The following is a 21,865-nucleotide window of genomic DNA, read 5'->3' as shown; positions in this document are numbered from 1 at the left end:
CCCTCTACCAGCGGACCAGGACAAGCTCGGAGCAGAAGCCGGGGCCCATGGCGAGCAGCAGTCCGGGCGTGCCCGCCGGGGGCCGCCGCTCGGCCAGGGTGTCACGCAGGACATGCAGGATGGACGACGAGGACAGGTTTCCCACCGCCGCCAGCGAGCGCCAGGTGACATCGAGCGCCCCGCCGGGCAGTTCGAGGACTTCCGCGACGGCTTCCAGCACCTTGGGCCCGCCGGGATGGCACACCCACGCGGTGATGTCCCCGCGGGTGAGTCCGTGGTCGGCGAGAAAGCCGTCGACGTTCGCGGCGAGATTCTTCCGCACCAGGTCCGGGACGCTCGCGTCCAGGACGATACGGAAGCCGGAGCCGCCGATGTCCCAGCCCATCACCTCTTCGGTGTCCGGGTAGAGATGGCTGCGGGTGTCGATGACGGTGGGCCCTTCGGCGCGGCGCCGGGCACCGCAGGCCACCACGGCCGCCGCGCCGTCGCCGAAGAGCGCGGTGGCGACGAGGTTGGCCGGTGAGACGTCGTCACGCTGAAAGGTGAGCGAGCACAGTTCGACCGAGAGAAGGACGGCCACATCGTCGGGCCGTCCCAGCAGATAGTCGTGCATCCGGGCAATTCCCGCCGCTCCCGCGACACAGCCCAGGCCGAACATCGGCACTCTCTTGACGTCGGGGCGCAGGCCGAGCCGTCCCACCAGGCGGGCATCCACGGACGGTGCGGCGATGCCGGTCACCGAGGTGAACATCAGCAGGTCCACGTCGCGCGGGGACAGACCCGCCGTGTCCAGCGCACCGCTGACGGTCTCCGCGCCGAGGGGGACGGCCGCCTCGATGAAGGCGTCGTTGACCGCGCCGAAGTCCTTGAAGTCGCCGTACCGCTCCAGCGGCAGTGCCGTGTGACGCGTGTCCACACGCGCGCCGCGGTGCAGCCGGTCGAGGAGCCGGCGGTCGGCGCCTTCCGGCAGACAGATCCTGGCGACCATGTCGGTGACGTCGTGTTGGCTGTACCGGTGCGGAGCGAGGGCTCCATGGACTCCTGCGATGCGTGTCATCTACGGTCCGAGGTCGGAGACGATTGACGTGCAATCCCTGCCCCCGCACCGTCACATCACACGCGAAGTCGCCTGTACGGCCCCGCGCCGACTGCTGTACGGGGGAGGCAGGGCGTTCGCCGCCCGGCGGGCTCGGCCATGACGTGCTCCACCGCGCCTACGATGTGCGCGTGGACGCCATCGACCGGGCAGAGCGAGCCGACGGAGCACCGCGCGACGCGGCGTCAGAACCGTGGCCGCGACGGGCGGTCGCCCTGCTGGGAGCGTGTCACCCGGGGCCGACCGTGGCGGTGACCCTGCTGGTCGCCGGGCTCCTGGTGGCGGCCGGGCAGGACCTGTCGGGGGGTGTGACGGCGATCGCCGCCGTGCTGACGGGGCAGTTGTCGGTCGGCTGGAGCAACGACGCCGTGGACGCGGCACGGGACGTCGCGGCCGGACGCTCCGCCAAGCCGGTGGTCGGCGGCGCCGTGGCCGCACGGACGGTGAGGACGGCGGCCCTGGTCGCACTGGCCCTGTGTGTGCCGCTGTCCCTGGCGTACGGCCTGCTCGCCGGGGCCGTTCATCTGGTGGGCGTGGCGGCGGCGTGGGCGTACAACGTCCGGCTCAAGTCGACCCGGCTCTCCTGGCTGCCCTACGCGGTCGGCTTCGCGGCCCTGCCCGCCTTTGTCACGCTCGGTCTGCCGGGGCGGCCGTGGCCGGCCTGGTGGATCGTCACCGCGGCGGCGCTGGTGGGGGTCGGCGCGCATCTCGGCAATGTGCTGCCGGACATCGAGGCGGATCTGGCGACGGGGGTGCGCGGGTGGCCGCAGCGGCTGGGGCCGGACAGGGTACGGCTGCTGCTGCCGGCCCCGCTGGTGGCGGCCACGGTCCTGCTGGCGGCCGGCCGGCCCGGCCCGGTCGGAGCTCTCGCCGTGGCCGTGGCAGTGGTCGCCGGAGCCGGCGGGTCGCTGGCGGGCCGCCGCCGTCCGAGGGTGCCGTTCGTCGCGGCGATCCTGGTCGCGGCGGTCGATGTCGCGCTGCTGCTGTGGCAGGGAGCGGCGCTCTCCTGACCGGCCGGGACACACCGGGCTCGTACCGGCACGACTGATCCCGGTTCCAGCGGGCACCCGGCCGCCAGGGGCCTTCGGGTCAGCCCGGCACGATCCGGGAGAGAGGCCCCAGCGGTACGGCCACCGCGTTCAGCCGTGGTCGGCCGCCGGACACCAGGAGTGGAAAGATGTTGGGCTTCGCAGCAGCAGTGCTCTTTGTCATCGCATTCATCATCAACGCCACCGAGACAGCGGTCGACGCCGTCTTCGCGCCGACGAGTCTGATGCTTCTCGGGCTGGCCCTGCTCGCGCTGCATGTGGCCGGCATAGGGGCCGGCTGGGCGCCCCGGGGCCGCAGGCGCTGACGCCTCGCGCCCGGTCCGGCACCGGGCTCCGCCGGGACGGGCCGGCCGTCACCCGGCAGGGCGGTACATCCGCCTCGCCCGGTGAGGGCCGGCCCGCCGCGCGTGCCCGGCCGGTCAGCTCGCCCTGGTGAGCCGGGCGCGCAGGAAGTCGAGCGTGCGCTCCCACGCCTCCGCGGCCGACTCGGCGTGGTACGCCTCGGGACGGCCGTCGTTGAAGAAGGCGTGCCCGGCACCCGGATAGACGTGGAACGCCGGGACGATGCCGGACTGGGACTCGATCGTGGTGCGGAGTTCCTCAAGGGACTCCGGCGGGACGGAGGGGTCCAGTTCGCCGTAGTGACCGAGGATCTCCGCCTTCAGGTTCGAGAAGTCCGGCATGCCGTCCTTGATGACTCCGTAGAACGGAACCGCGGCGGAGACCCGCTGGTCCTTGGCGGCGAGGCTGAGGACGAAGCCGCCGCCCATGCAGAAGCCGGCGGCCCCGACCGAGTCGCCGTCCGTCTCGGGGCGTTCGAGGAGATAACCGACCGCGCCCGACAGCAGCTCGGTGCCCCGGTCGGTGGGCAGCTCCGTCATCATGCGCAGCGCCTCGTCGGAGTCGTGCGCGACCTGGCCGCCGTAGAGGTCCGGGGCGAGCGCGACAAAGCCGGCCTGCGCGAAGCGGTCGGCGATGTCCTTGATGTGCGGGGTCAGGCCCCACCATTCCTGGATGACGATGACGCCGGGTCCGTGTCCCGCGGGCGGTACGGCGAGATAGCCGTACGCCGTGGCCCCGGCGCTCGGGAACGAGACATTCTGCGGACTGGGTTCGGTGGACATGGAAGGCTCTCCAGATGTCGATCGGTTACGTCAAGATCGTATGCCCGGAGCGGTCTGTCCCTCCGGGCGCCCGGGTCAGCCGCCCGCTTCGGTGAGGAACCCGCGGATGTCGTCGAGTTCCTCGGCGCCGATCGCGTGGCCGAGGGCGGGATAGGTGCGTTCGGACAGTTCCGCGCCGGACTTCTCGCGCAGCCACTGCCCGGTGCGGGTCAGCAGGTCGGCCGGGATGACCGTATCGGCGGGGTCGCGCCCCCAGAGGACCCGGACCCCCGCCAGCCGGCCGGGCTCGGTGGGCAGCCCGGCGTCCCAGGGCAGGGTTCCGGAGAGCAGCACGGCCGAGGCGAAGCGTTCCGGCCGCGTGAGCAGCAGCGCGCCCGCCATGGCCATACCGCCGGAGAAGCCGAGCAGGGCGACCGAGCTGTGCCGGGCGGCGACGGTGTCCAGCCAGGCGAAGAGGCGGCCTGAGCTGTCCGCGAGGGATTCGGTGACGGGGCGCCCGATCCCCCGGTTGGCGAACCAGGCGTAGCCGCCGCCTTCCGCGAGGGGCGCGCGCACGAAGGCGATGGTGATGTCCCCGGGCAGATAGGGCGCGATCCCGGAGAGGGAGCGCTCGTCGGCCCCGCGGCCGTGCAGCGCCACCAGCAGCGGCGTACCGTCGCGGGCGCCCTCCGCCCGCGACCAGTGGACGACGAGCGAGGGCTGTTCTGCGTGTGGCATGGCGGCGTTCTTCTCCCTTGTGCGGGCCGCGGGTGACGGGCACGCGATGCGCTGCCCCCGCGAGGGCAGCCTATGCCATGTCATTGAACGTTCAAGAAAGAGCTCGCGCACACCCCGGCCGACCCGAGCCGATCATGTGCCTTCGCAAGGCGCGGCCGGCCCTCCGCCGCCGGGCCGGGCGGTCCGGGGCACCTTCTCCGTCCGGCGCCCGGCTCCTGCTCCCCGTGCGTCACGGACCACTCCGGGGCCACGACTTCACGGCCGCAACACAATCCCCCGATCGAGTGAACGCACCCCTCGCGGGTGATTCGAACGCGGCATGACTCGCGGTCGGGCCCGAGCCCGCACCGAGTACGGGACGTACTCGAAACTCTGTCCGACGATTCGCCCCTCGCCTCCCGTTACACGCCCTTGATCAGGTCCGTTGTCCGGTCGCCTGTACACGTCGTCGTCTGCTCAGGAGGACTTATGCATCCCGTTCCCACTCCCGTTGGCCGCGTCGGCGCACATCCCGCGTTCGAGTGCGGCGGAGCGGTGCTCACGGTGACCGTACGCCCGGTTGACGGAAAGGGCGGTGCCGCGGCATGAGCTCGTTCCGCTTCGGCCGGAAGCCGTACGCCCAGAACTCGCCGCCCGAACAGCTTTTGTTCGGCGGCCGTCTGAGGGGTTCCTGGGGCTGGACCGCCCATGAGGGTGCCCGCCTCCAGACATCGTTCTGGGCGATCCTGCGTCAGATCCCGAGGCTCATCGGGCACACGGTGTCCCTGGCCTGGCGCGCCGACCGTGTCGCACTGCTCGTCGTCGCGCTCGCGCAGCTCGGCCAGGCCGCGTCGACCGTCTTCGGGCTGCTCGCCACCAACCGGGTCCTGGTCAGTCTCTTCACGGCGGGCCCCACCGCCGAACGCATCGCGGAGGCGCTGCCCGCCCTGCTCTGGGTCGGCGGCGCGGGCGCGGTGGCCGCCACGCTGCGCGCGGTCTCCCTCGGTGCCACCGGCAGGCTGGAGCCGAAGGTCGAGAGGGTCGCCGCGCTGACCATGCTCACCCCGGTGATCCGGGTGGAGATGGAGCATCTGGAGCAGCCCGACTTCCACAAGATCCTCGACTCGGGGCAGCACGGCCAGACCGCGGCCCGCCGGCTGATCCAGCACACGCTGGGCGTCGTGGAGTCGCTGATGGCGCTGACCGCGGTCAGCGGCGTCCTGGCCCTGCTGCATCCGGTGCTGCTGCCCCTGCTGATCGCCGTCGTGGTGCCCAAGGCCTGGGGCACGGTCAGGGCCGCCCGGCGCGCCTACGAGTCGGTGCAGGTGTGGATCGAGCATGTACGGCAGCAGGGCGCGCTGCGCCGACTGCTGATCTCGCAGAAGGCCGGGCCCGAACTCCGGGTGCACGGGGCGGGCCCCTTCCTGCTGGAGCAGTTCGACCGGATGGGGGTCGAGGCGGCCGAGGAGCAGACCCGGCTCGCCCACCGGGAGGCGCGCACCGACCTGGTGACCTCGGCGCTGTCCGGGCTGACCGCGGGGGTCACGTACGGGCTGCTGGCCTGGCTGCTCACCCATGGCCACATGCCGCTCGCCTCGGGCGCCACGGCGGCGCTGGCGCTGACGAACGGCACCGCGGGCCTGCGCCGCATGGTCACTCATATGCACCAGCTCTACGAGCAGTCGCTGTTCATGACCGATCTGATCAAGGCCAGGGACGAGGCACTCCTGCGCGCCATTCCGAGCGGCGGCAAGCCGGTGCCGGGACCGCCGGCGCTGATCGAGTTCGACCGGGTCTCCTTCACCTATCCCGGGCGGGAGACCCCGGCCCTCGACGCGGTGTCCCTCACCATCCGCCGGGGCCAGATCGTGGCTCTCGTCGGGGTCAACGGCAGTGGCAAGACCACGCTCAGCAAACTCCTGGCCGGCCTCTATCTGCCCTCGGAGGGGCAGGTGCGCTGGGACGGCACGGATGTGCGCGAGCTGGACCGCGACCAGCTCTTCGGCCAGGTGGCGCTGGTGCTCCAGGACTACCAGCGGTGGCCGTTCACGGCGCGCGCGAATGTGGCCATCAGCCGTCCCTCCGAGATCCATGACCCCGGACGCCTGAAGGCGGCGGCGGACCTGGCCGACGCGCACACCGTCGTCGGTGAACTCCCGCGCGGCTGGGACACCCTGTGCGAGAAGGGTTACGAGGGCGGAGTGGATCTGTCGGGCGGCCAGTGGCAACGGCTGGCCCTGGCGCGCGCGTACTACCGGCGGGCCGCCGTCCTGATCTGCGACGAGCCGACCAGCAGCATGGATCCGGCGGCCGAGATCGCGGCGTTCCAGCAGATCCGTGATCTCGCCGGCGAGGGGCAGACGGTCATCCTCGTCACGCACCGGCTGCACAGCGTCCGGTCGGCCGATGTGATCTATGTGCTGGACCGGGGACGTCTGGTGGAGGCGGGCGACTTCCCGACGCTGATGGCGGACGGCCATGAAGGCCCGGGGCTGTTCCGGGAGTTGTTCTCGCTGCAGTCCGAGCAGTACCGGACGGGCGGGCCGGGGGTGCCGGCCCAGGCCCTGTCCGACACATAGCCCTGCCCGCCGGGTCCGGCCGCCGAGCGGGTGCCGGTATGTGTGCGGGGCGGTGGCCGAACGCCACCGCCCCGCGTCACTTCCCCGTACCGGGCGTCAGCCGCCGCCGCGCCGTCCGGCGGGCTCCGCCGTGAACGCCCAGGCCATCTCGGGTTCCAGGGCGAAGCGGAAGACCCGCTGGACCGGCGGCGTGCAGAGCAGGGTGACGACCACGCCGGCGACCAGGGTGACGAACACGGCGCCCGAAGGTCCGTGCAGCCAGTCCGCGCCGTACCAGTCCCAGGTGGTCGCGCTCTGGGCGAGGAATCCGTGCAGCAGATACCCGCAGAGCGTGCCGGCGCCCAGCGCCGTGAACCACATGCGCCGGCCCGGCACCCAGGCGAAGAAACACACCGTCAGCACGAGGGAGCAGCCGAAGAGCGCGAAGGTCATCAGAATCCCGCTCCACCAGGGCGCTCCCAGTTCCTGGGCGCTGTCGCGGTGGAAGAACCAGGCCATGTTCATCCGGGTGACGGCCCAGTAGGCGAAGACGGCGGTCGCGGCGAAGACCGGCACGGCCAGCAGGCGCACCTCCCGGCGGCGGACGAGCTGGAAGTGCTCGGGCCGCAGCCGCAGTCCGAGCACGAAGAACGGCAGGAACTGCAGGAGCCGTTGGAGGTCCAGGTCGTCACCGATGTCCGGCGAGACGGAGGCGAGGGCCGCGATCGCCAGGGCCAGCGGGACGGGCCAGCGCACCAGCCGCCAGATCGGCGCCGTCATCCGCCAGACGAAGAGCGCGAGCAGGAACCAGGTCAGATACCACGGGTCGAGCAGGCTGACCGGCATGGACGGGTCGTCGTCGGCCCATCGGTGAAAGAGGCTGTAGGCCAGCTCGAACAGGACGTACGGCACAGCGATGCCGGTGATCAGACGCCGCACGCGGTCGGGCCTGAAGTCGAATCCACGCGAGAAGTAGCCGGAGATGATGATGAACGCCGGCATGTGGAAGGCGTACACGACGACATAGAGCGCGGAGACCGCCCGGCTGCCGTCTCGCAGGGGCTCCCAGGCATGCCCCATGGCCACCAGCACGATCGCCAGGTATTTGGCGTTGTCGAAGAAGGCGTCCCGCTTCTTGGCGGGCGGCGCGGGCGCTGCCGCTTCGGCCGTCTTCTCGCCCGGCACGACCCGCGACGACTGCTCAGTGATCTGCGTCATGTCGCCTCCCGAGCGGAACCCCGGGCCGTGCATGTGCCTCTTAGCAGAAATGTGGGGGGAGAGCAGAGAGCAAACATTCAAGGCACCCTAACGCGGGCTCCCACCTTCCGTTCACGCGGGGGCACGGACCGGGAAGCCGGTCGCCGGGCCTCCCGTCTCCGCCTACCCCGCGTCACGCGTCCCATGGCGGCTCCGCCGCCGGCCGTCCTGGCCTACTGTTCGAGCAGCTCCGCCGCGAGCCGGTCGATCCGGGTCCGCCAGGCGGCCAGGGCCGCGTCCGTGTCGGCGTCCGGCGGTCCGGTCTGGGTGACGACGAGCCGCGCCCCGTGGCCCGTGCCCTCGCCCAGCTCCCAGCTCACCGCCGCGTCGGGGTCCCAGGTGTAGGTGAGGAACTTCGGCGCCCGGACCTCGGTGACATGGCCGGCCGGGACCTTCTCGGCGGTGAAACCCTCCGGGACGGGCAGCCCCGCCACCGGCTCGATGCCCGCCGAGAGCACGTCCCAGACCGTCTCGGCCGGCCGCACGAGCTGGCGTTCCAGACGGATCCGTTTGACGCCCGCCTCGTTGTCGACGGAGCCCCGGCCCAGGCCGAACCTGCGCACATACGTCTCGTGCAGTTCGCCGGTGTCCCGGCCGACCGCGACCGGAGCGCCGTCCAGCAGCCGCCCGAGCGCCGCGACGCACCGATGCCAGCCGGCGGCGAAGCTCGCGGCCCCCGGGAGATCGTCGAAGGTGTGCACCAGGGTCAGCAGCGAACCCTCGCCGTCGGGGGCGATGGTCCAGCTCAAATGGTCGGTGCCCCAGGTGAAGGCGAAGAGGCGCGGTTCGTCGACATCGGTGACCGTGCCGGTCATCCCCGGCCCGCTGACGCCGGGGAAGCGGAAGCCCATCGCGCCGCCCGGTGCGAGTTCCACACTCACCTCGGAGGGAAACCACTGCCGCAGACTGGCGGGTTCGGTGATCGCCGCCCACACCCTCTCGGGAGGATGAGCGAGCCTGCGTTCCATCCGCAGCGCGGTACGGCCGTCGGCGGTGGTCAGGGTGTCGTCGTGCGGATTCGTGTTCATGGGGAGCCGTCCTCCATCGCGTCGAGATGCCGTTCGAGCGTGCCGAGAGCGCCGGACCAGAGAGGCCGGTAGTGAGTGAGCCAGGCGTCGAGCTCCGCGAGAGGCTCAGGCCGCAGCTCGTACCAGCGGCGCTGAGCGTCCTGCCGGACGCGGACGAGTCCGGCCTCACGCAGCACTCGCAGATGCTTCGAGGTGCCGGGCTGGCTGAGTCCGAGGCGTTCCGTGAGTTCACCGACCCGGTGCGGGCGCTCAAGCAGCAGGTCGAGAATCCGGCGCCGGTTCGGCTCCGCGAGGACGTCGAACGGTATGGGCATGAATCGAACATACCGCATCAGCTATATAATCCTACGGAAATATACAGTGTGTCCCCATCCGGACCCAGGGTGCGGAAGAGCGACGCACCGGACGCACCGGCCGGGACAGCCGGGTCCTGACCGGGGCCCCGCGGGGCCGGGCGGTCATGGAGCGCCATATTTTCGCGCCAGGCCGTGAATTTCGGCCATGCCACGGGGCCGAAACGCCATTCTGGCCAAAATGGCGTCGTGACAGCGCGTCAACAAGGCATCCATAATTGTAATTTGGGGCGACCAGAGGGGCCATCGCGCTTCTCCCGGAAATCGCCCTTCGGCACCGCATGACGTCACTGCCCCACCATTACGGCCCCGGCCATCCGGCCCCCACAGAACGGCGCAAGGAGAGCGGCCGTGCATGACGAATTCCTGTGCCATGTCACCGCGTACGGAATCTGCGGCGGACAGCGTGTCGGCGTACCCCTGGGCACTTATCGCGCTCCCACTCTGGCACTTGCACTGTGGTGGTTGCGAGACCGCGCGACATGGATCGCCGAGCGGCTCGACCCCAGTCCGGACAGCGTTCATTTCCCGGCCGAGGCGCTCGCTCCGGTGGCGGAGACCGTGCCGGACGTGCCGACGACGCTCCGGACATGGCGCGACGACGTGGCCCACCAGGAAATGGTCGCGGAACACCTGGCCGCCGGTCGGCTCATTCGTTTCGCCACACGCGACGACACCACCGAATACGAACTGCTGGCGGAATCGGTGGACGCGCTCCGAATGGACCGGGCACTTCCGGTTCTGATCACCCCCGCCGCGATGCCGGACTCTTATCGCCGGGAACGTCCTTTGGCCACAACTTCACGGAGCGCCACACACGAGTACCGGGGGAACGCCGCCGATTCCGGACGCCGGGCGGCGAGAGAGGAATCCCCTGTCGCCCCCTCCGTGTCGGGCGACACTTTGCAGTTGGGACAGACGGTACAAGTGATTCAGGGATGGCGCCGACGGCGTAGCTGAGTACGGCTCACGGCACGGTTCCGAACAGCCATTCCCCGGGGCTAGCGCCTTTTTTCCCCGGCCCTCGCACCGGTCCAGCAGCGAACGCGGCAACCGCTCGTCCGCGTCGTCGAGCGGGGAGACAGAACGGGCCAGGACCGCGCCCCGGTCATCGTCCTTCGCCAGCCCCGCGTGCATACGGCGCGCTGTCGGACCCGGCGCGTCCTCGGTCGGAATGTAGGCGGAACCCCGCCCCGACCGGACGCGGTCAACACTGCCCTTCCCGTACAGCCGCGACAGAATCGTGGTGACCGTGGTGCGGGCGAGCGACACTCCGAGCGCCTCCCTTCCGCGCGCCCGAAGGAGTGATCCATTGATGCCCGAGACCCCGGCGGCCCCCCACGGCGACGGCTGGTTCGACGACGGTATGTACACCGATGTCACCGAACTGGTGCACCGCTCCCCCGGCTGGCTGGACACCACGATCTCCGTCTGGTCCGCGTACGGCCTCGCCCTGTTCGCCGTGTTCCTGCTCGCCTCGTGGTGGCGCGCCCGGGCCACGGACCCGGCCAGGACCGCGATGGCGCTGGCGGCGCCTCTTGTGGTGCTCGCGTCCTACGGGGCCAGTGGCACCCTCAAGGAGCTGGTGCGGGAACGGCGGCCCTGCCAGGTCCTGCAGACGGTCACCATCGAGGCATGTCCACCGCCGGGTGACTGGTCGCTGCCGAGCAATCACGCCACCATCGCCGCCGCGGCCGCCGTGGCCCTCCTGTTCACCGACCGCCGGCTCGCGGCCGCCGCTCTTCCCGCGGCTGTTCTGATGGCCCTGTCACGGGTGTGGGTCGGCGCGCACTATCCGCACGACGTGGTCTTCGGGCTGCTCGTGGGGGCTTGTGTGGCCGGTGTCCTGATGCTTGCCGCACGGCGCTCCGCGCCTCTGGTGGCGCGGCTCCGGGAGACCAGGCTGCGCCCGCTGGTGGCCTCACGGTGACACCGCCCGCGCCGGAGCCCCGCCGGTCGTGGCGCGGGACGACGCTGGTCGTGGCCGGGGGCTGCGCCGCGCTCTTCGCCGCACTCGCCGTGGTCGTGAGCGGCCGGCACGGTGCGCCGTTCCCCCTGGACGAGAGCGCGCACACCTGGTCGGTACGGCACCGCCCGGCCGTGGCCCTCGCGGCGGCGCGGGCCGTCACGTCCACCGGATCCGGCCCCCTTCCGTATCTGTGCGCCGTCGCCGCGGGTCTGCTCGCGGGCCGGGGTGTACGACAGCGGGTGTTCACCGCGGCCGGCACGCTGGTCTTCCTGCTGGTGGAGCAGGCCGCGCGATACGGCGTGATGCGTGCCCTCGGCCGTCCCCGGCCGCCCATGGCGGACTGGGCGACCCACGCCTCCGTGTTCGCCTTCCCGTCCGGACACACCACGACCTCGGCGGTGGCGGCGGGGCTGCTGATCTGGGGCGTGACCCGCCGGGACCGTACGGCCGCGGCGTACCTGCTCTGCGCCCTGCTCGTCTGCTGGGCCGTGGCCGTGGGGCTGAGCCGGATCTATCTCGGTGTGCACTGGGCGACCGATGTCCTCGGGGGCTGGCTGTTCGCCGTCGCCTACCTCGGCTTCGCCTCGGTCCTTCTTCCCCGCGCGCGGCAGGGTCCTGTCAGATCCGCCGGAGCCATCAGAGAGAGCGATGGGCCCCCGGCCGGCTGACGGGATGTCCTACGGCCGAGGCCGGCGGCGGTCCGAGCGGGAGGGTTCACCACGCGCGGTGCATGATGTGCAGCCCGACATAGCCCTTCGTCGGGTGCCGGAAACCCTCCGGCAGGGTGCCCAGCACCTCGAAGCCGAGCGACCGGTACAGCGCGACCGCGTGCACATTGGTCTCGACGACGGCGTTGAACTGCATCGAGCGGAACCCCGCCGCACGGGCCCACTCGATCGTGTACTCGCACAGGGCCCGCCCCACGCCCTGTCCCGCGTGCGCCGGGTCCACCATGTAGCTGGCGCCGGCGACATGCGCGGCGTTACCCATGTGGTTGTTGTTCATCTTCGCCGTGCCCAGCACCGCGCCGTCCTCGTCGACGGCGACGACGGTACGGTTCGGGGCCGTCAGCAGCCACCAGTCACGGCCCTCGGTCTCACTCAGGCCGGGCGGGTAGGTGAACGTCTCGCCCGCGGCGACGATCTCGTGGAAGAACGGCCAGATGGCGGCCCAGTCCTCCGTGGTGGCTTCCCTGATCAGCATGCGAATCAGGATGCCGCCTCGTTCCACGCGGGCGCCAGCCCCTTTCCCGACGGGGCGGGACACACGGGGAAACTGCCGCCGATCGGAAGAGATCGGCGCGACACGCGCCACCGGGTGGGTCCCGGAATCGGCGGAAACGGAAAACTGGGACATCCGGCTGCTCCGCGCCTGCCGGGCGCTCCCGGTGCCCACACGGAGCACCGGTCCGGACCGGACTGCCGGACGTTCCCCGGCCCGCCGAGGTGCCGCGCCCGGAAACAGGGGTACCCGGCATACAAGGATGTCCGGCGGTCGGACGACGCACGCACCATCCAGCGGATAAGAGGCGAATCACCCGTGTTCGAAGCTGAAGACATTCGGGAGTGGCGGGGCCACGACGTGGTCGACGCCGACAGAAAGAAGATCGGCTCGCTGGAGGCCGTGTACGTCGACACCGCCACCGACGATCCGTCGTTCGCCACGGTCACCATCGGTCTTCCCACCAAGCGGCGCCTGATCTTTGTGCCGCTGGCCGAGGCCACGGTCGGCCCGGGCTATCTGAAGGTCCCGTGGGACAAGAAACTGGCCAAGGACGCGCCCTCGATCGACACCGACGGAGAACTGCTGGCGGAGGACGAACCGCGTGTCTTCGCGCACTACGGTCTGCCGTACAAAACCGGCCTGAACGGCGAACGCCGCCTCGGCCGGCGCTGAAGCACGACGGGACTGGAGCGCTCCACGATGACCACTTTCCTTCTTCTGCTCCTGCTCGCCGTGGCTCTGGGGATCACCGGCATGACCCTGAGCGGGCTGTCGTTCCTCCTGGTCGTCGCCGTGATCGTGCTGATCGCCGATCTGGTGATCCTGGGCGCCCGCTGGGGACGCGGCAGGCGCGTCACCCGTTAGACCCCCGTCCGGTCGATCTCGGTGGGCCCGGAACCCCTGGCTCGGGGGACGCGGGAGGCACGTCACCCATGAGGTCCTGTCCCCGTGCGCCGGTGCTTCCCCGGGCGTGCGACGTGCGGGGAGTCTCCGGTGTGCCACTTCGCGCCCGCCCAGCCGATTTTCACCGCGCGGAGCGCTGGGGAGGGATGGGACGTCCGTACGGGCCGAGATGGCGTGACCGGAGGTGGCCGGGTGGGAAAGTCGTCGGAATCCGCCGAATGCGGCGGTCGGGCCGCGCGGGCTCCGCGATGACCTGCCGCACCGGGCTCATACAGGTCAGGCGCTTTCGCGGCCCCCGGGGCAGCACCTTTCATCTGACGCTCGCGCAGGGCAGTCCACGGCGGCGGCTGCCGGCCGGCGGAGCGCTGCGCGTCAGGCCGGGGCCGGCCCACGAACCGGACGCGCGCCGGCTCAGCCGCAGGCTCGCCCGGGAGACCCTGGTGGGGCACGAGACGCACCGCACGGGCTTCTGGGGCGCGAAGATCGTGGTCACCGGCGCGGACACGGTCGACAACGATCTCCTGCGCGCGATAGCGGAGATGCTGAACGGCCATGCGGGCACGCTGTACGCCGGTGCCGGGCTCGGGGTGACGCCCCGCCACCTGGAGGCCCTGTCGGAGATGACGCCGTATGTGCTCGGCGCGGCCGGAGGGGGTCCCGACCCCAGCACGGCCACGGCGTTCGGGGTGCTGGGAGCGGTGGAGGCCTGGGCCCGGGGGCCCGTCGCGGGGCTGCGGGTGCTGGTGCACGGCACCGGCAAGGTCGGGGGCGTCCTGGCCGGGGAGCTGGCCGCCGCCGGTGCCACCGTCCTGACCTGCGACACCGATCCCCGTGCCGCTGAGGTGCCGGGCTGCCGGCCGGTGGCCGACTGGTCCGGGCAGCGGATCGACGTACTGGTGCCGTGCTCGGTGAGTGATCTCATCGATGTCCGGCTCGCCCGGCGGCTGCGCTGCGGCGCGGTCATCGGCGCGGCGAGCGCCGTGCTCGCCGACGAGGATGTCACCACCGGAGTCCTGCACCGGCGGGGCATCGTCCATCTGCCCGCCCCCCTGGTGAACGCCGGGGCCGCCATCGCGGCCTCCATACAGCACTACGCGCCGGACGCGTTCCGCGCCGCGGACCCGTACCGCGTCTACGAGTTCGCCAGGGACGCCGTCCGGTCCGCGGCCACGGAGCTGACGGCCGCGGCCCTCGGCAGCGGGCTCTCCCCGTCCGAGGCCCTGACGGCGAGAACCCGGCCGCCCGGCGACGAGTACTGCGGACCGAGGTTCAGCCGGGTCGCGACCTGCGGGGACACCCTGCGCAGTTCCTGATCGCCCGCCCCGTGTCCGCGCGAGCGCTTCCGCGTGGCCGAAATTCAGCGATCACTCACCCGATTGGTCTGGACCACATGGGGGCCGACCGCTAAGGTCCCTGCCAGCCGACACCCGTACGAGCCTCCCCCGACCGGCCTCACCCCGTCCCGCTCCCCTCTGTCGGCTCCGTTCCAAGGACCGAAGTCCGTGATCGATATCGTTGTCGTACTCCGGGCCGAGGACGCCGTCCTCGACTTCCTGTCCGTACTCACCGACGACCGTGGCGGCGAGACCCGGGTGGTCCTCGGCGACCGCGCCGAGACGGTCACCCTCCCCGCGGGATCGGACACGGCCGAGCGCCTCGCCCTCCTCGCGCCGTATGTGGGGCCCGCACCGCGGGAACTCAGCTCGCCGGAGCCGGCTGTCCTCGTCGGGCTTGTCCGCGAGGCGGGCGCCCGGGCCGGGCGGGCCGTCCGGATCTGGACACACTCCCCGGCGGACAACCGGCGCGGCCGGGGCCGGCTCGGCCGTGACACCGCGGCGGCCGTTGCGTCCGCCGCCGGGCACGGGGCCGGCCCAGAAGTGCGCCACGCCGTCGGGTACTCGCCGTACCTCCAGTTCGTCAGCGATCTCGACCGTCCGCTGGGGCCCCGGCGGATCGAGGCCAAGCTGGACTTCGTCAATCACTCCTGCGGACATCTGCTGACCGAGGAGAACCCCGAATACCTCGTCCAGACGCCGCACATCCCGGCCACCGAGCGCTTCTTCGACGCCGATCCGGAGCAGCGCGAGCGGCTCTACGCCCTGCTCGCCAGCCTGGACGACGAGGCGGCCTCCGTCGTCGACCCGTGGGAGTTCGCGACCTCGCCGTACGAGGCGCAGCGGCTGGACGCCACCGCGGCCTGGGTGCGGGACCGGTGCCCGGCCGCCGGCGGCACGCTGGTCGAGGTGGGCGCGTGCGAGGGAGCGCTCACCCGGCGGCTGGCCGCCGCCGGTTTCACCGTCCGCGCCACCGAGCCGAATCCGGTCTTCCGGCCTCGGCTCGCCGCCGCGCTCGCCGGTGCGGACACGGTCACGGTGGACGGGGAGGGCCTCGCCGAACTGGCCAAGGAGGACACCGGCGCCCGCGCCGACGCCCATCTGCTGATCGAGATGTTCTATTACGGCCAGGACCCCGCGCTCCTCGACGACCTGGCCACGGACCGCGTGTTCGTCGCGCTCGAACCGGAGGCCCTCGGCCTGTACATACGCCCCTGGCTGGAACGGTCGGCGAACTGGCGCGCGGAGGAGGAGGTCGTCCTGGTGCCGCCACGCGTCGAGACGGTGTGCTCGGGACGCGCCTATCTCAGCAAGCGAGGCAGCGTGGGCCTGCTCCTTCGGCGCACCACTTCCTGAACCGGCCGGGAGAGCGGACATGTACGACACCTGTGTCGGGCTGGGCTACCACTGCGAGTCCACCCATCAGATCCGGCGGATCACGGGCAACGACCGCGCGCACTTCTTCGACTGGCTCGATCTCGACTTCGAGGCGGTTGTGCGGCTGATGGCCGACGACTTCGCCGGCGTCCTCAGGCCCGGCCTGGTCGAACCGTTCAGTGACGGCCTCTGCGCACTGGACCGTGGTACCGACATCCGGTTCTTCCACGACTTCCACCCGTCCTCCGGCGAGACGCTCAGCCAGACGGACATCGACCGGCAGCTCACCGGCGTGCGGGCCAAGTTCCAGGCACTGGCCGCCCGTTGGCGCGCACTCGCCCAGTCGGCCGCGTATGTGCTGTACGTCCACCATGACGCCTTCGACGAAGCCACGGCGGCCGATCTGCGCCGGCTGCGGCTGGTCATCGCGACGGCGCACCCGGGCCACCGGTTCGATCTGCTCTGGCTGCGCCGCACCCCGCCCGAGGACGGTGACGCCCTGGGGCCCGGGATCACCTGGGGCACGGTGGCGGCGGCCCCCGGGCGGTGGCAGGGCGACGACGCCGAGTGGGACGCCGCGTTCCGCGGTGTCTCCGTCGCGGGCCCCGGGCAGGACTCGCGCGTCCCGGCACCGCGCCTCCCCCTCACTTCCCCGGGCACTTCCCCGGGCTGACTCCCTCCATGGTCAGGCCGAGCAGGCGGTGTGCCTCGGCGGCGGCGTCCGGGTGCCGCTCGGTGGCCAGAGCGATGCCCGTGACCAGGGTGAGCAGGTCGGCGGCGGTCACGTGCGGGGCCACCGCGCCGGCCCGCGCGGCATGCCGCAGCAGCGGGTCGACCGCCCCGGTGAGCTTCACCGAGCAGGCGTTGACATGCTCCGGGTCGGTCATCCCGTCCTGGACGAGCGCGTCGGCCATGCCCCGGGCGGAGGCGGCGTACGTGGTGAGCGCGCCCAGCCAGTCCAGCAGCGCGGCCCGCGCGTCGGCCGCCCCGGCCAACTCCGCGGCGCGGGCGCACAGCGCCTCGATCCGCTCGCTGAACACCGCCTCCAGCAGCGCGGCCCGGCCGGGGAAGTGCCGCCGCACGGTGGCCGATCCGACTCCGGCGATGCGGGCGATCCGTTCCAGCGAGGCGTCGGCGCCGTGCGCGGCGACCTCCTCCTCGGCCACGGCGAGGATCCGCGCGTAGTTGCGCCGGGCGTCCGCGCGCTGAACCGTCATGGCGTCATCTCCGAGCTTGCTAAGTGGCGGGGCCCTCCGTATCGTACCGGAATGTAAGTGGCGGGCCTCGCCACTTAGCTGCGCGTCACCACCCGAGGAAACACCATGACTTCAGAATCCGCACCCGTCCTGGTCGCCGGCGCCACCGGCCGACAGGGCGGTGCCACCGCGCGGGCCCTGCTGGCGGCGGGCGTTCCGGTCCGGGCCCTGGTCCGTGATCCCGCGACCGACCGGGCGAAGGCGGTCGAGGCGCTCGGCGCCGAGCTGGTCACCGGCGACCTCGACGACCGCGACTCCCTGACCCGGGCCGCCGAAGGAGCGCGCGCCGTCTTCTCGGTACAGATGCCCGAGATGGGAGGACGCGCCTTCGAGGGCGAGTTGGCCCAGGCCGTCAATCTGATCGAGGGCGCGCGGGCCGCCGGTGTGCCGCAGTTCGTGCACACGTCCGTCTCCGGAGCCGGGCAGCACACCGGGGCTCCCGGCTGGGCCGAAGGCCGCTGGGCCGTACTGGAGCCGTACTTCGCCACCAAGGCCGGCATCCAGGACCGGGTCCGTGAAGCGGGCTTCCGGCACTGGACACTGATCAAACCGGGCACCTTCATGGAGAACTTCCTGCCCTCCGAGGCATTCCTGCTGCCCCGTGGTGTCGAGGGCGGCCTGGTGAGCGTCCTGAAGCCCGGGACCGCGCTGTCCCTCGTGGCGGTCGACGACATCGGCGGAACAGCCGCCGCCGCCATCGCCGAGCCGGAGCGTTTCGACGGGGTCGAACTGGAGCTGGCGAGCGACTACCTGACGATGACCGAGATCGCCGGGATCCTCTCCCGCGCGCTGGGTACCGAGCTGGCCACGCCCGAGATGACCCTGGAGGAAGCCGTCGCCGCCGGTCTGCCGCCCGCGGGCGTCTCGCACGAGTGGATGAACGTGGTGGGCCAGCCGGCCCGCCCTCGGTACGCGCGGGCCCTGGGCATCCCGCTCACCAGCTTCGAGGAATGGGCGGCGGAGCACCTGCGGGCCACCGTCTGACACCGGCCGGGCCGCACGTCGTGTGTGTGAGGCCGCGGCCTTCGAAACCCCTGACCCCCGCGGTCCGGCGGGCTCGCCGCGGCGACGGACCGGCACCCATCCGGGGGCCGGTGCACGGGGCCGGCCGCGCGCCGGGGTAGTAGACGACACATGACCCGAAAGCGTCTCGGTGCGCCGGCGGACACGTCCCGGTTCCAGAGCCTGTATCGCAGGATCGCCGCCTCTCCCGCGATGCTCGCCTGGAGCCGGGGCCGCGAGATGGAACTGATGCATCGGGCCATGAGCTTCGCCGCCCTCGGCTTCCTGACCCTCGTACCGCTGCTGATCCTGGTCGCCGCGGCCGACCCGGCGAGCGGCCAGGGGTTCGCCCGCTGGCTGGGCCAGGGTCTTGGGGTGGCGCCGTCCTCGCAGGAAGAGATCGAGCAGCTTTTCGGCAGACCGGGGCAGGCCCTCCAGCGCACGACCGCGTTCGGCCTCGCGGCGCTCGCCGTGTTCGGTCTGACCTTCGGATCCGCCGTACAGACCGGTTACGAGCGGGTCTGGGAACTGCCGACGGCCCGCTGGCACACCATATGGCGGCACGTCCTCTGGCTCGCGATCCTCGTGGTCTATCTGGTCATCTTCGTCAATACACCGGTCACTTCCGAGTCCGTCGTCGAGACGGCGTTCGCCACCCTGGGCGATGTGATCGGGACACTTCTCTTCTTCTGGTGGTCCCAGCATGTGCTGCTGGCCGGCCGTGTGCGCTGGGGCGCCCTCTTTCCCGGCGCTGTCGCCATCTCGCTGGGACTCCTGGGGCTGAGGGTCTTCTCCCGTCTCGTCTTCTCCCCGCTGATCGCCTCGAACGCCGTCACCTACGGCCCGTTCGGGACGGTCCTGGTCATCCAGTCCTGGCTGGTCGGGGTGGGTTTCGTCGTCTACGGCGGCGCGCTCGTGGGACGCCTCGTCCACGAGCACCGCACACACCGGCGTCTGGAACGACAGCTCAGGGAGGCCGACGCGGCGGACAGCGCCGGCGGTGGCGCGGAATAGCCGTCAAGGAGCGGTGCGGAGCCTCGGGTGGCGATCGCCACATTGCTTTGCTTTGCGATTAATTTACTATTGACGGGCGGGGTGGCCACCCCGCCCGTCCGCCTGATCCGAGAAGGAGCTGCGTTCCCGCAATGGGTGAGCCTCCCAGTACGAGCCGTGCCAATTCCGACCCGTCGGCGTATGGGCCGGAGGTGGCACGGTGACCGAAGTGCTCCTGCTGATCCTCGCCCTCGCGCTCACCCTCGCCTGTGCGGTGTTCGTCGCGGCCGAGTTCTCCCTGACCACCGTCGAGCGCGGTGAGCTGGAACGCGCCGCCGCCGCGGGCGAGCGCGGAGCCGCCGGCGCGCTGGTGGCGGCCAAGCGGCTGACCTTCCAGCTCTCCGGCGCCCAGCTCGGTATCACCGTGACATCGCTGGTGATCGGCATGCTCGCCGAGCCGTCCCTGGCCGTGCTGCTGCGCGGCCCGCTGGAGGCCCTCGGTCTGCCCGGCGGAGCGGTCCCCACCGTCGCCACCCTGCTCGGTGTCGCCGTGTCCACCGTGGTGCTGATGGTGCTGGGCGAGCTGGTCCCGAAGAACTGGGCGATCTCCAGCCCGCTCGCGGTGGCCAAGGTCGTGGCGGGCCCCCAGCGCGGTTTCACCGCCGCCTTCGCCCCGCTGATCCGGCATCTCAACAACACCGCCAACCGTCTTGTACGGCGATTCGGTCTGGAGCCCGCGGAAGAACTGGCCTCGGCCCGTACCCCCGAGGAACTGGTCGCCCTGGCGCGGCACTCGGCGCGGGAGGGCGCCATCGAGGAGGACTCCGCCGAGCTGTTCGTGCGGACACTGCATCTCGCGGAGCTGACCGCCGAGAACGTCATGACGCCCCGCGTGGACGTCCGGGCGCTGGAAGCCCGCGCCACCGCCGCGGATGCCGCCCGGCTCACGCTGGCCACCGGCCTGTCCCGCTTCCCGGTGTACCGCGACAGTCTCGACGAGGTGATCGGGACGGTCCATATCCGTGATGTCCTCGCCCTCGACGAGACCCGGCGCGACGACACCCCGGTCACCGAGCTGGCCACCCGTCCGCTGCTGGTGCCCGACTCCCTGCCGGTGGACCGGCTGCTGCGGCGGCTGCGGGAGGCGAGGACGATGGCCGTGGTCATCGACGAGTACGGCGGCACCGCCGGGGTCGCCACCGTGGAGGACATCGTCGAGGAGGTCGTCGGCGAGGTGCGCGACGAGCACGACCCCGACGAGACCCCCGACCTGGTGGCCGTCGACACGGCCGCGGACGGCCGCCGCGTCTGGGAGGCGGAGGGCAGCGTCCGTCTCGACCAGCTCGCGGAGATCGGGCTCCGCGCGCCGGAAGGTCCCTACGAGACGCTGGCGGGGCTGCTCGCGACCCGGCTGGAACGACTCCCCCTGCCGGCCGACACCCTTGAGGTCAACGGCTGGGAGTTCACCGTTCTGCGTGTCGAGCACCGCCGTGCGGACAGGGTCAGGATCACCGCTCCCGCCCGGTCCGCGGAGTTCGCGGAGGATGTCCGATGACCGTGCTGCAACTCGCGGTCGGTGCGCTCACGCTGCTCACCAACGCGTTCTTCGTCGGCGCCGAGTTCGCTCTCATATCCGTACGCCGGAGCCAGATCGAGCCGCAGGCCCTCAGGGGCAGCCGTCGGGCGAAGACCACTCTGTGGGGCCTGCGGCATCTGTCCGCCGCCATGGCCACCGCCCAGCTCGGCATCACCATCTCGTCGCTCGTGCTGGGCGCCGTCGCCGAGCCGGCCATCGCCCATCTGCTGGAACCGCCGTTCCACGCGCTCGGGGTGCCCGAGGCGCTGATCCATCCGATCGCGTTCGTCATCGCGCTCACACTGGCGACATATCTGCACATGCTGATCGGCGAGATGGTGCCGAAGAACATCGCGCTCGCCGCACCGGTCCCGACCGCGCTGCTGCTCGGTCCGCCGCTGGTGGCGCTCACGCGTGCGCTGCGTCCGGTGATCCACGGGATCAACGCGTTCGCCAATGTCCTGCTGCGCCTGCTCAGGGTGGAGACCAAGGACGAGGTGGCCTCCGTCTTCACGGACGACGAGCTCGCCCGGCTGGTCAAGGACTCCAGCGAGGCCGGCCTGCTGGATCCGGCCGACGGCGAACGGCTGCGTGACGCCCTGGAGCTGGGCACCCGTCCGGCGGGCGAGGTGATGGTCCCGCTCAACCGGACCGTCACCGTCGACCACCGGATCACCCCGCAGGAGCTGGAGCGTGCCGCCGCGTCCTCCGGCTTCTCCAGGCTGCCGGTCACCGGCCCCGACGACACGATCCTCGGCTATCTCCACATCAAGGACGCCCTGGGCGCCGCCGAACGCACCCGTCCCTTCCCGCGCGGCGCGCTGCACACGGTGATCCGCGTCGAGATCGACACGCCGCTCGACGACACCATGACCGCGATGCGCTCCGCCGGTACGCATCTCGCCGCCGTCACCGGCGACAAGGGCACCGTCATCGGCTTCGTCACCATGGAGGACGTTCTCGCAGAGCTGGTCGGCCCCGCCGCCGGCCCAAGGTCCGCCGCCTGAGGCGCGTTTCAGGAGCAGCGCCGTCCGCCCGCGAGGCGGAATCGCGGCGGAAGAGCGGCCGGT

The 21,865-nt window shown here is 71.6% G+C and carries 23 protein-coding genes and 1 pseudogene; 15 read left to right on the top strand and 9 right to left on the bottom strand.

Annotated features, from left to right (window positions below; translation table 11 throughout):
• Nucleotides 1-4: 4 nt before the first annotated feature.
• The gene (locus ABZ707_RS07655; protein ID WP_360169387.1) at nucleotides 5-1,057 is read right to left on the bottom strand and encodes a 3-oxoacyl-[acyl-carrier-protein] synthase III C-terminal domain-containing protein; all 1,053 of its coding nucleotides are present in this window, start codon (nucleotides 1,055-1,057) and stop codon (nucleotides 5-7) included.
• A gap of 254 nt (nucleotides 1,058-1,311) precedes the next feature.
• Between ABZ707_RS07655 and ABZ707_RS07650 the strand changes: the two genes are divergently transcribed.
• Both ABZ707_RS07650 and ABZ707_RS07645 read left to right on the top strand, forming a co-directional pair.
• Nucleotides 1,312-2,106 carry a UbiA family prenyltransferase gene (locus tag ABZ707_RS07650; protein WP_360169901.1) on the top strand — a complete coding sequence of 265 codons (795 nt, stop codon included), beginning with the start codon at nucleotides 1,312-1,314 and terminating at the stop codon, nucleotides 2,104-2,106.
• 167 nt (nucleotides 2,107-2,273) lie between these two features.
• Entirely contained in the window at nucleotides 2,274-2,450 is a 177-nt protein-coding gene (locus ABZ707_RS07645) for a hypothetical protein (RefSeq protein ID WP_360169384.1), read from the top strand.
• Between the two features lie 114 nt (nucleotides 2,451-2,564).
• Here ABZ707_RS07645 and ABZ707_RS07640 read toward each other — a convergent pair whose 3' ends face one another.
• Both ABZ707_RS07640 and ABZ707_RS07635 read right to left on the bottom strand, forming a co-directional pair.
• Entirely contained in the window at nucleotides 2,565-3,269 is a 705-nt protein-coding gene (locus ABZ707_RS07640) for a dienelactone hydrolase family protein (RefSeq protein ID WP_360169381.1), read from the bottom strand.
• Nucleotides 3,270-3,344: 75 nt separating this feature from the next.
• On the bottom strand, nucleotides 3,345-3,986 hold the full coding sequence (locus ABZ707_RS07635; RefSeq protein WP_360169378.1) for a phospholipase: 642 nt from the start codon (nucleotides 3,984-3,986) through the stop codon (nucleotides 3,345-3,347).
• Between the two features lie 584 nt (nucleotides 3,987-4,570).
• On the opposite strand from ABZ707_RS07635, the gene ABZ707_RS07630 reads away from it, so the two are divergent.
• Nucleotides 4,571-6,544 (top strand): ABC transporter ATP-binding protein, encoded by a 1,974-nt coding sequence (locus tag ABZ707_RS07630; protein WP_360169375.1) that lies wholly within the window; start codon nucleotides 4,571-4,573, stop codon nucleotides 6,542-6,544.
• A 96-nt stretch (nucleotides 6,545-6,640) separates the two neighbouring features.
• On the opposite strand, the gene ABZ707_RS07625 is transcribed toward ABZ707_RS07630, so the two are convergent.
• From ABZ707_RS07625 to ABZ707_RS07615, 3 genes are all read right to left on the bottom strand, one after another.
• Nucleotides 6,641-7,741, bottom strand: a complete 1,101-nt coding sequence (locus ABZ707_RS07625) for an acyltransferase family protein (protein WP_360169372.1) — start codon at nucleotides 7,739-7,741, stop codon at nucleotides 6,641-6,643.
• Nucleotides 7,742-7,953: 212 nt separating this feature from the next.
• Nucleotides 7,954-8,808, bottom strand: coding sequence for an SRPBCC family protein (locus ABZ707_RS07620; RefSeq protein WP_360169369.1), 855 nt, complete (start codon nucleotides 8,806-8,808; stop codon nucleotides 7,954-7,956).
• Nucleotides 8,805-9,122 carry a metalloregulator ArsR/SmtB family transcription factor gene (locus ABZ707_RS07615; RefSeq protein ID WP_360169366.1) on the bottom strand — a complete coding sequence of 106 codons (318 nt, stop codon included), beginning with the start codon at nucleotides 9,120-9,122 and terminating at the stop codon, nucleotides 8,805-8,807. Before ABZ707_RS07615 ends, ABZ707_RS07620 begins: the two co-directional genes overlap by 4 nt.
• Before the next feature lie 390 nt (nucleotides 9,123-9,512).
• On the opposite strand from ABZ707_RS07615, the pseudogene ABZ707_RS07610 reads away from it, so the two are divergent.
• Nucleotides 9,513-9,920: pseudogene (locus ABZ707_RS07610) on the top strand (hypothetical protein); the annotation flags it as partial.
• Nucleotides 9,921-9,962: 42 nt separating this feature from the next.
• On the opposite strand, the gene ABZ707_RS07605 reads toward ABZ707_RS07610, so the two are convergent.
• Nucleotides 9,963-10,433, bottom strand: a complete 471-nt coding sequence (locus ABZ707_RS07605; RefSeq protein WP_360169363.1) for a BlaI/MecI/CopY family transcriptional regulator — start codon at nucleotides 10,431-10,433, stop codon at nucleotides 9,963-9,965.
• Nucleotides 10,434-10,476: 43 nt separating this feature from the next.
• Between ABZ707_RS07605 and ABZ707_RS07600 the strand changes: the two genes are divergently transcribed.
• Complete coding sequence (locus ABZ707_RS07600; RefSeq protein WP_360169360.1) at nucleotides 10,477-11,091, top strand: phosphatase PAP2 family protein; 615 nt, start codon at nucleotides 10,477-10,479, stop codon at nucleotides 11,089-11,091.
• Nucleotides 11,088-11,798, top strand: coding sequence for a phosphatase PAP2 family protein (locus ABZ707_RS07595; RefSeq protein WP_360169357.1), 711 nt, complete (start codon nucleotides 11,088-11,090; stop codon nucleotides 11,796-11,798). Before ABZ707_RS07600 ends, ABZ707_RS07595 begins: the two co-directional genes overlap by 4 nt.
• Nucleotides 11,799-11,844: 46 nt before the next feature.
• On the opposite strand, the gene ABZ707_RS07590 is transcribed toward ABZ707_RS07595, so the two are convergent.
• Nucleotides 11,845-12,333: a GNAT family N-acetyltransferase gene (locus ABZ707_RS07590; protein ID WP_360169354.1), complete on the bottom strand. Its 489-nt coding sequence runs from the start codon at nucleotides 12,331-12,333 to the stop codon at nucleotides 11,845-11,847.
• A 336-nt stretch (nucleotides 12,334-12,669) separates the two neighbouring features.
• On the opposite strand from ABZ707_RS07590, the gene ABZ707_RS07585 reads away from it, so the two are divergent.
• The 5 genes from ABZ707_RS07585 to ABZ707_RS07565 all read left to right on the top strand — a co-directional run bounded on the left by ABZ707_RS07585 (nucleotide 12,670) and on the right by ABZ707_RS07565 (nucleotide 16,641).
• Nucleotides 12,670-13,026, top strand: a complete 357-nt coding sequence (locus ABZ707_RS07585) for a PRC-barrel domain-containing protein (RefSeq protein ID WP_360169351.1) — start codon at nucleotides 12,670-12,672, stop codon at nucleotides 13,024-13,026.
• A 27-nt stretch (nucleotides 13,027-13,053) separates the two neighbouring features.
• Nucleotides 13,054-13,218 (top strand): hypothetical protein, encoded by a 165-nt coding sequence (locus ABZ707_RS07580; RefSeq protein ID WP_360169348.1) that lies wholly within the window; start codon nucleotides 13,054-13,056, stop codon nucleotides 13,216-13,218.
• A 287-nt stretch (nucleotides 13,219-13,505) separates the two neighbouring features.
• A complete protein-coding gene (locus ABZ707_RS07575) occupies nucleotides 13,506-14,570 on the top strand; it encodes a hypothetical protein (RefSeq protein ID WP_360169345.1) in 1,065 nt (354 codons plus the stop codon).
• Between the two features lie 189 nt (nucleotides 14,571-14,759).
• Nucleotides 14,760-15,947, top strand: coding sequence for a hypothetical protein (locus ABZ707_RS07570; RefSeq protein ID WP_360169342.1), 1,188 nt, complete (start codon nucleotides 14,760-14,762; stop codon nucleotides 15,945-15,947).
• A gap of 19 nt (nucleotides 15,948-15,966) precedes the next feature.
• Complete coding sequence (locus ABZ707_RS07565; protein ID WP_360169339.1) at nucleotides 15,967-16,641, top strand: DUF1796 family putative cysteine peptidase; 675 nt, start codon at nucleotides 15,967-15,969, stop codon at nucleotides 16,639-16,641.
• Here ABZ707_RS07565 and ABZ707_RS07560 read toward each other — a convergent pair.
• A complete protein-coding gene (locus tag ABZ707_RS07560; protein WP_360169336.1) occupies nucleotides 16,613-17,185 on the bottom strand; it encodes a helix-turn-helix domain-containing protein in 573 nt (190 codons plus the stop codon). The two genes, ABZ707_RS07565 and ABZ707_RS07560, sit on opposite strands and share 29 nt — an antisense overlap.
• Before the next feature lie 105 nt (nucleotides 17,186-17,290).
• On the opposite strand from ABZ707_RS07560, the gene ABZ707_RS07555 reads away from it, so the two are divergent.
• The 4 genes from ABZ707_RS07555 to ABZ707_RS07540 all read left to right on the top strand — a co-directional run bounded on the left by ABZ707_RS07555 (nucleotide 17,291) and on the right by ABZ707_RS07540 (nucleotide 21,802).
• Nucleotides 17,291-18,208: an NmrA/HSCARG family protein gene (locus tag ABZ707_RS07555; protein WP_360169333.1), complete on the top strand. Its 918-nt coding sequence runs from the start codon at nucleotides 17,291-17,293 to the stop codon at nucleotides 18,206-18,208.
• Between the two features lie 150 nt (nucleotides 18,209-18,358).
• A complete protein-coding gene (locus tag ABZ707_RS07550; protein WP_360169330.1) occupies nucleotides 18,359-19,240 on the top strand; it encodes a YhjD/YihY/BrkB family envelope integrity protein in 882 nt (293 codons plus the stop codon).
• Between the two features lie 199 nt (nucleotides 19,241-19,439).
• Nucleotides 19,440-20,774: a hemolysin family protein gene (locus tag ABZ707_RS07545; RefSeq protein WP_360169327.1), complete on the top strand. Its 1,335-nt coding sequence runs from the start codon at nucleotides 19,440-19,442 to the stop codon at nucleotides 20,772-20,774.
• On the top strand, nucleotides 20,771-21,802 hold the full coding sequence (locus ABZ707_RS07540) for a hemolysin family protein (protein ID WP_360169324.1): 1,032 nt from the start codon (nucleotides 20,771-20,773) through the stop codon (nucleotides 21,800-21,802). The genes ABZ707_RS07545 and ABZ707_RS07540 overlap by 4 nt, the downstream gene beginning before the upstream one ends.
• The last annotated feature ends 63 nt before the right edge of the window (nucleotides 21,803-21,865 follow it).

The organism is Streptomyces sp. NPDC006923, from assembly GCF_040635655.1.
Taxonomy (GTDB): domain Bacteria; phylum Actinomycetota; class Actinomycetes; order Streptomycetales; family Streptomycetaceae; genus Streptomyces.
The sequence above is the reverse complement of the archived record's forward strand: the minus strand, read 5'-3'. Positions and strand labels throughout refer to the sequence as shown.

Excerpts from the sequence above, each read along its gene's own strand:
- ABZ707_RS07655 (WP_360169387.1), bottom strand. The coding sequence starts at position 1,057 with ATGACACGCATCGCAGGAGTCCATGGAGCCCTCGCTCCGCACCGGTAC.
- ABZ707_RS07645 (WP_360169384.1), top strand. The coding sequence starts at position 2,274 with ATGTTGGGCTTCGCAGCAGCAGTGCTCTTTGTCATCGCATTCATCATC.
- ABZ707_RS07640 (WP_360169381.1), bottom strand. The coding sequence starts at position 3,269 with ATGTCCACCGAACCCAGTCCGCAGAATGTCTCGTTCCCGAGCGCCGGG.
- ABZ707_RS07635 (WP_360169378.1), bottom strand. The coding sequence starts at position 3,986 with ATGCCACACGCAGAACAGCCCTCGCTCGTCGTCCACTGGTCGCGGGCG.
- ABZ707_RS07630 (WP_360169375.1), top strand. The coding sequence starts at position 4,571 with ATGAGCTCGTTCCGCTTCGGCCGGAAGCCGTACGCCCAGAACTCGCCG.
- ABZ707_RS07625 (WP_360169372.1), bottom strand. The coding sequence starts at position 7,741 with ATGACGCAGATCACTGAGCAGTCGTCGCGGGTCGTGCCGGGCGAGAAG.
- ABZ707_RS07620 (WP_360169369.1), bottom strand. The coding sequence starts at position 8,808 with ATGAACACGAATCCGCACGACGACACCCTGACCACCGCCGACGGCCGT.
- ABZ707_RS07615 (WP_360169366.1), bottom strand. The coding sequence starts at position 9,122 with ATGCCCATACCGTTCGACGTCCTCGCGGAGCCGAACCGGCGCCGGATT.
- ABZ707_RS07600 (WP_360169360.1), top strand. The coding sequence starts at position 10,477 with ATGCCCGAGACCCCGGCGGCCCCCCACGGCGACGGCTGGTTCGACGAC.
- ABZ707_RS07590 (WP_360169354.1), bottom strand. The coding sequence starts at position 12,333 with ATGCTGATCAGGGAAGCCACCACGGAGGACTGGGCCGCCATCTGGCCG.
- ABZ707_RS07580 (WP_360169348.1), top strand. The coding sequence starts at position 13,054 with ATGACCACTTTCCTTCTTCTGCTCCTGCTCGCCGTGGCTCTGGGGATC.
- ABZ707_RS07575 (WP_360169345.1), top strand. The coding sequence starts at position 13,506 with ATGACCTGCCGCACCGGGCTCATACAGGTCAGGCGCTTTCGCGGCCCC.
- ABZ707_RS07565 (WP_360169339.1), top strand. The coding sequence starts at position 15,967 with ATGTACGACACCTGTGTCGGGCTGGGCTACCACTGCGAGTCCACCCAT.
- ABZ707_RS07560 (WP_360169336.1), bottom strand. The coding sequence starts at position 17,185 with ATGACGGTTCAGCGCGCGGACGCCCGGCGCAACTACGCGCGGATCCTC.
- ABZ707_RS07555 (WP_360169333.1), top strand. The coding sequence starts at position 17,291 with ATGACTTCAGAATCCGCACCCGTCCTGGTCGCCGGCGCCACCGGCCGA.
- ABZ707_RS07550 (WP_360169330.1), top strand. The coding sequence starts at position 18,359 with ATGACCCGAAAGCGTCTCGGTGCGCCGGCGGACACGTCCCGGTTCCAG.
- ABZ707_RS07540 (WP_360169324.1), top strand. The coding sequence starts at position 20,771 with ATGACCGTGCTGCAACTCGCGGTCGGTGCGCTCACGCTGCTCACCAAC.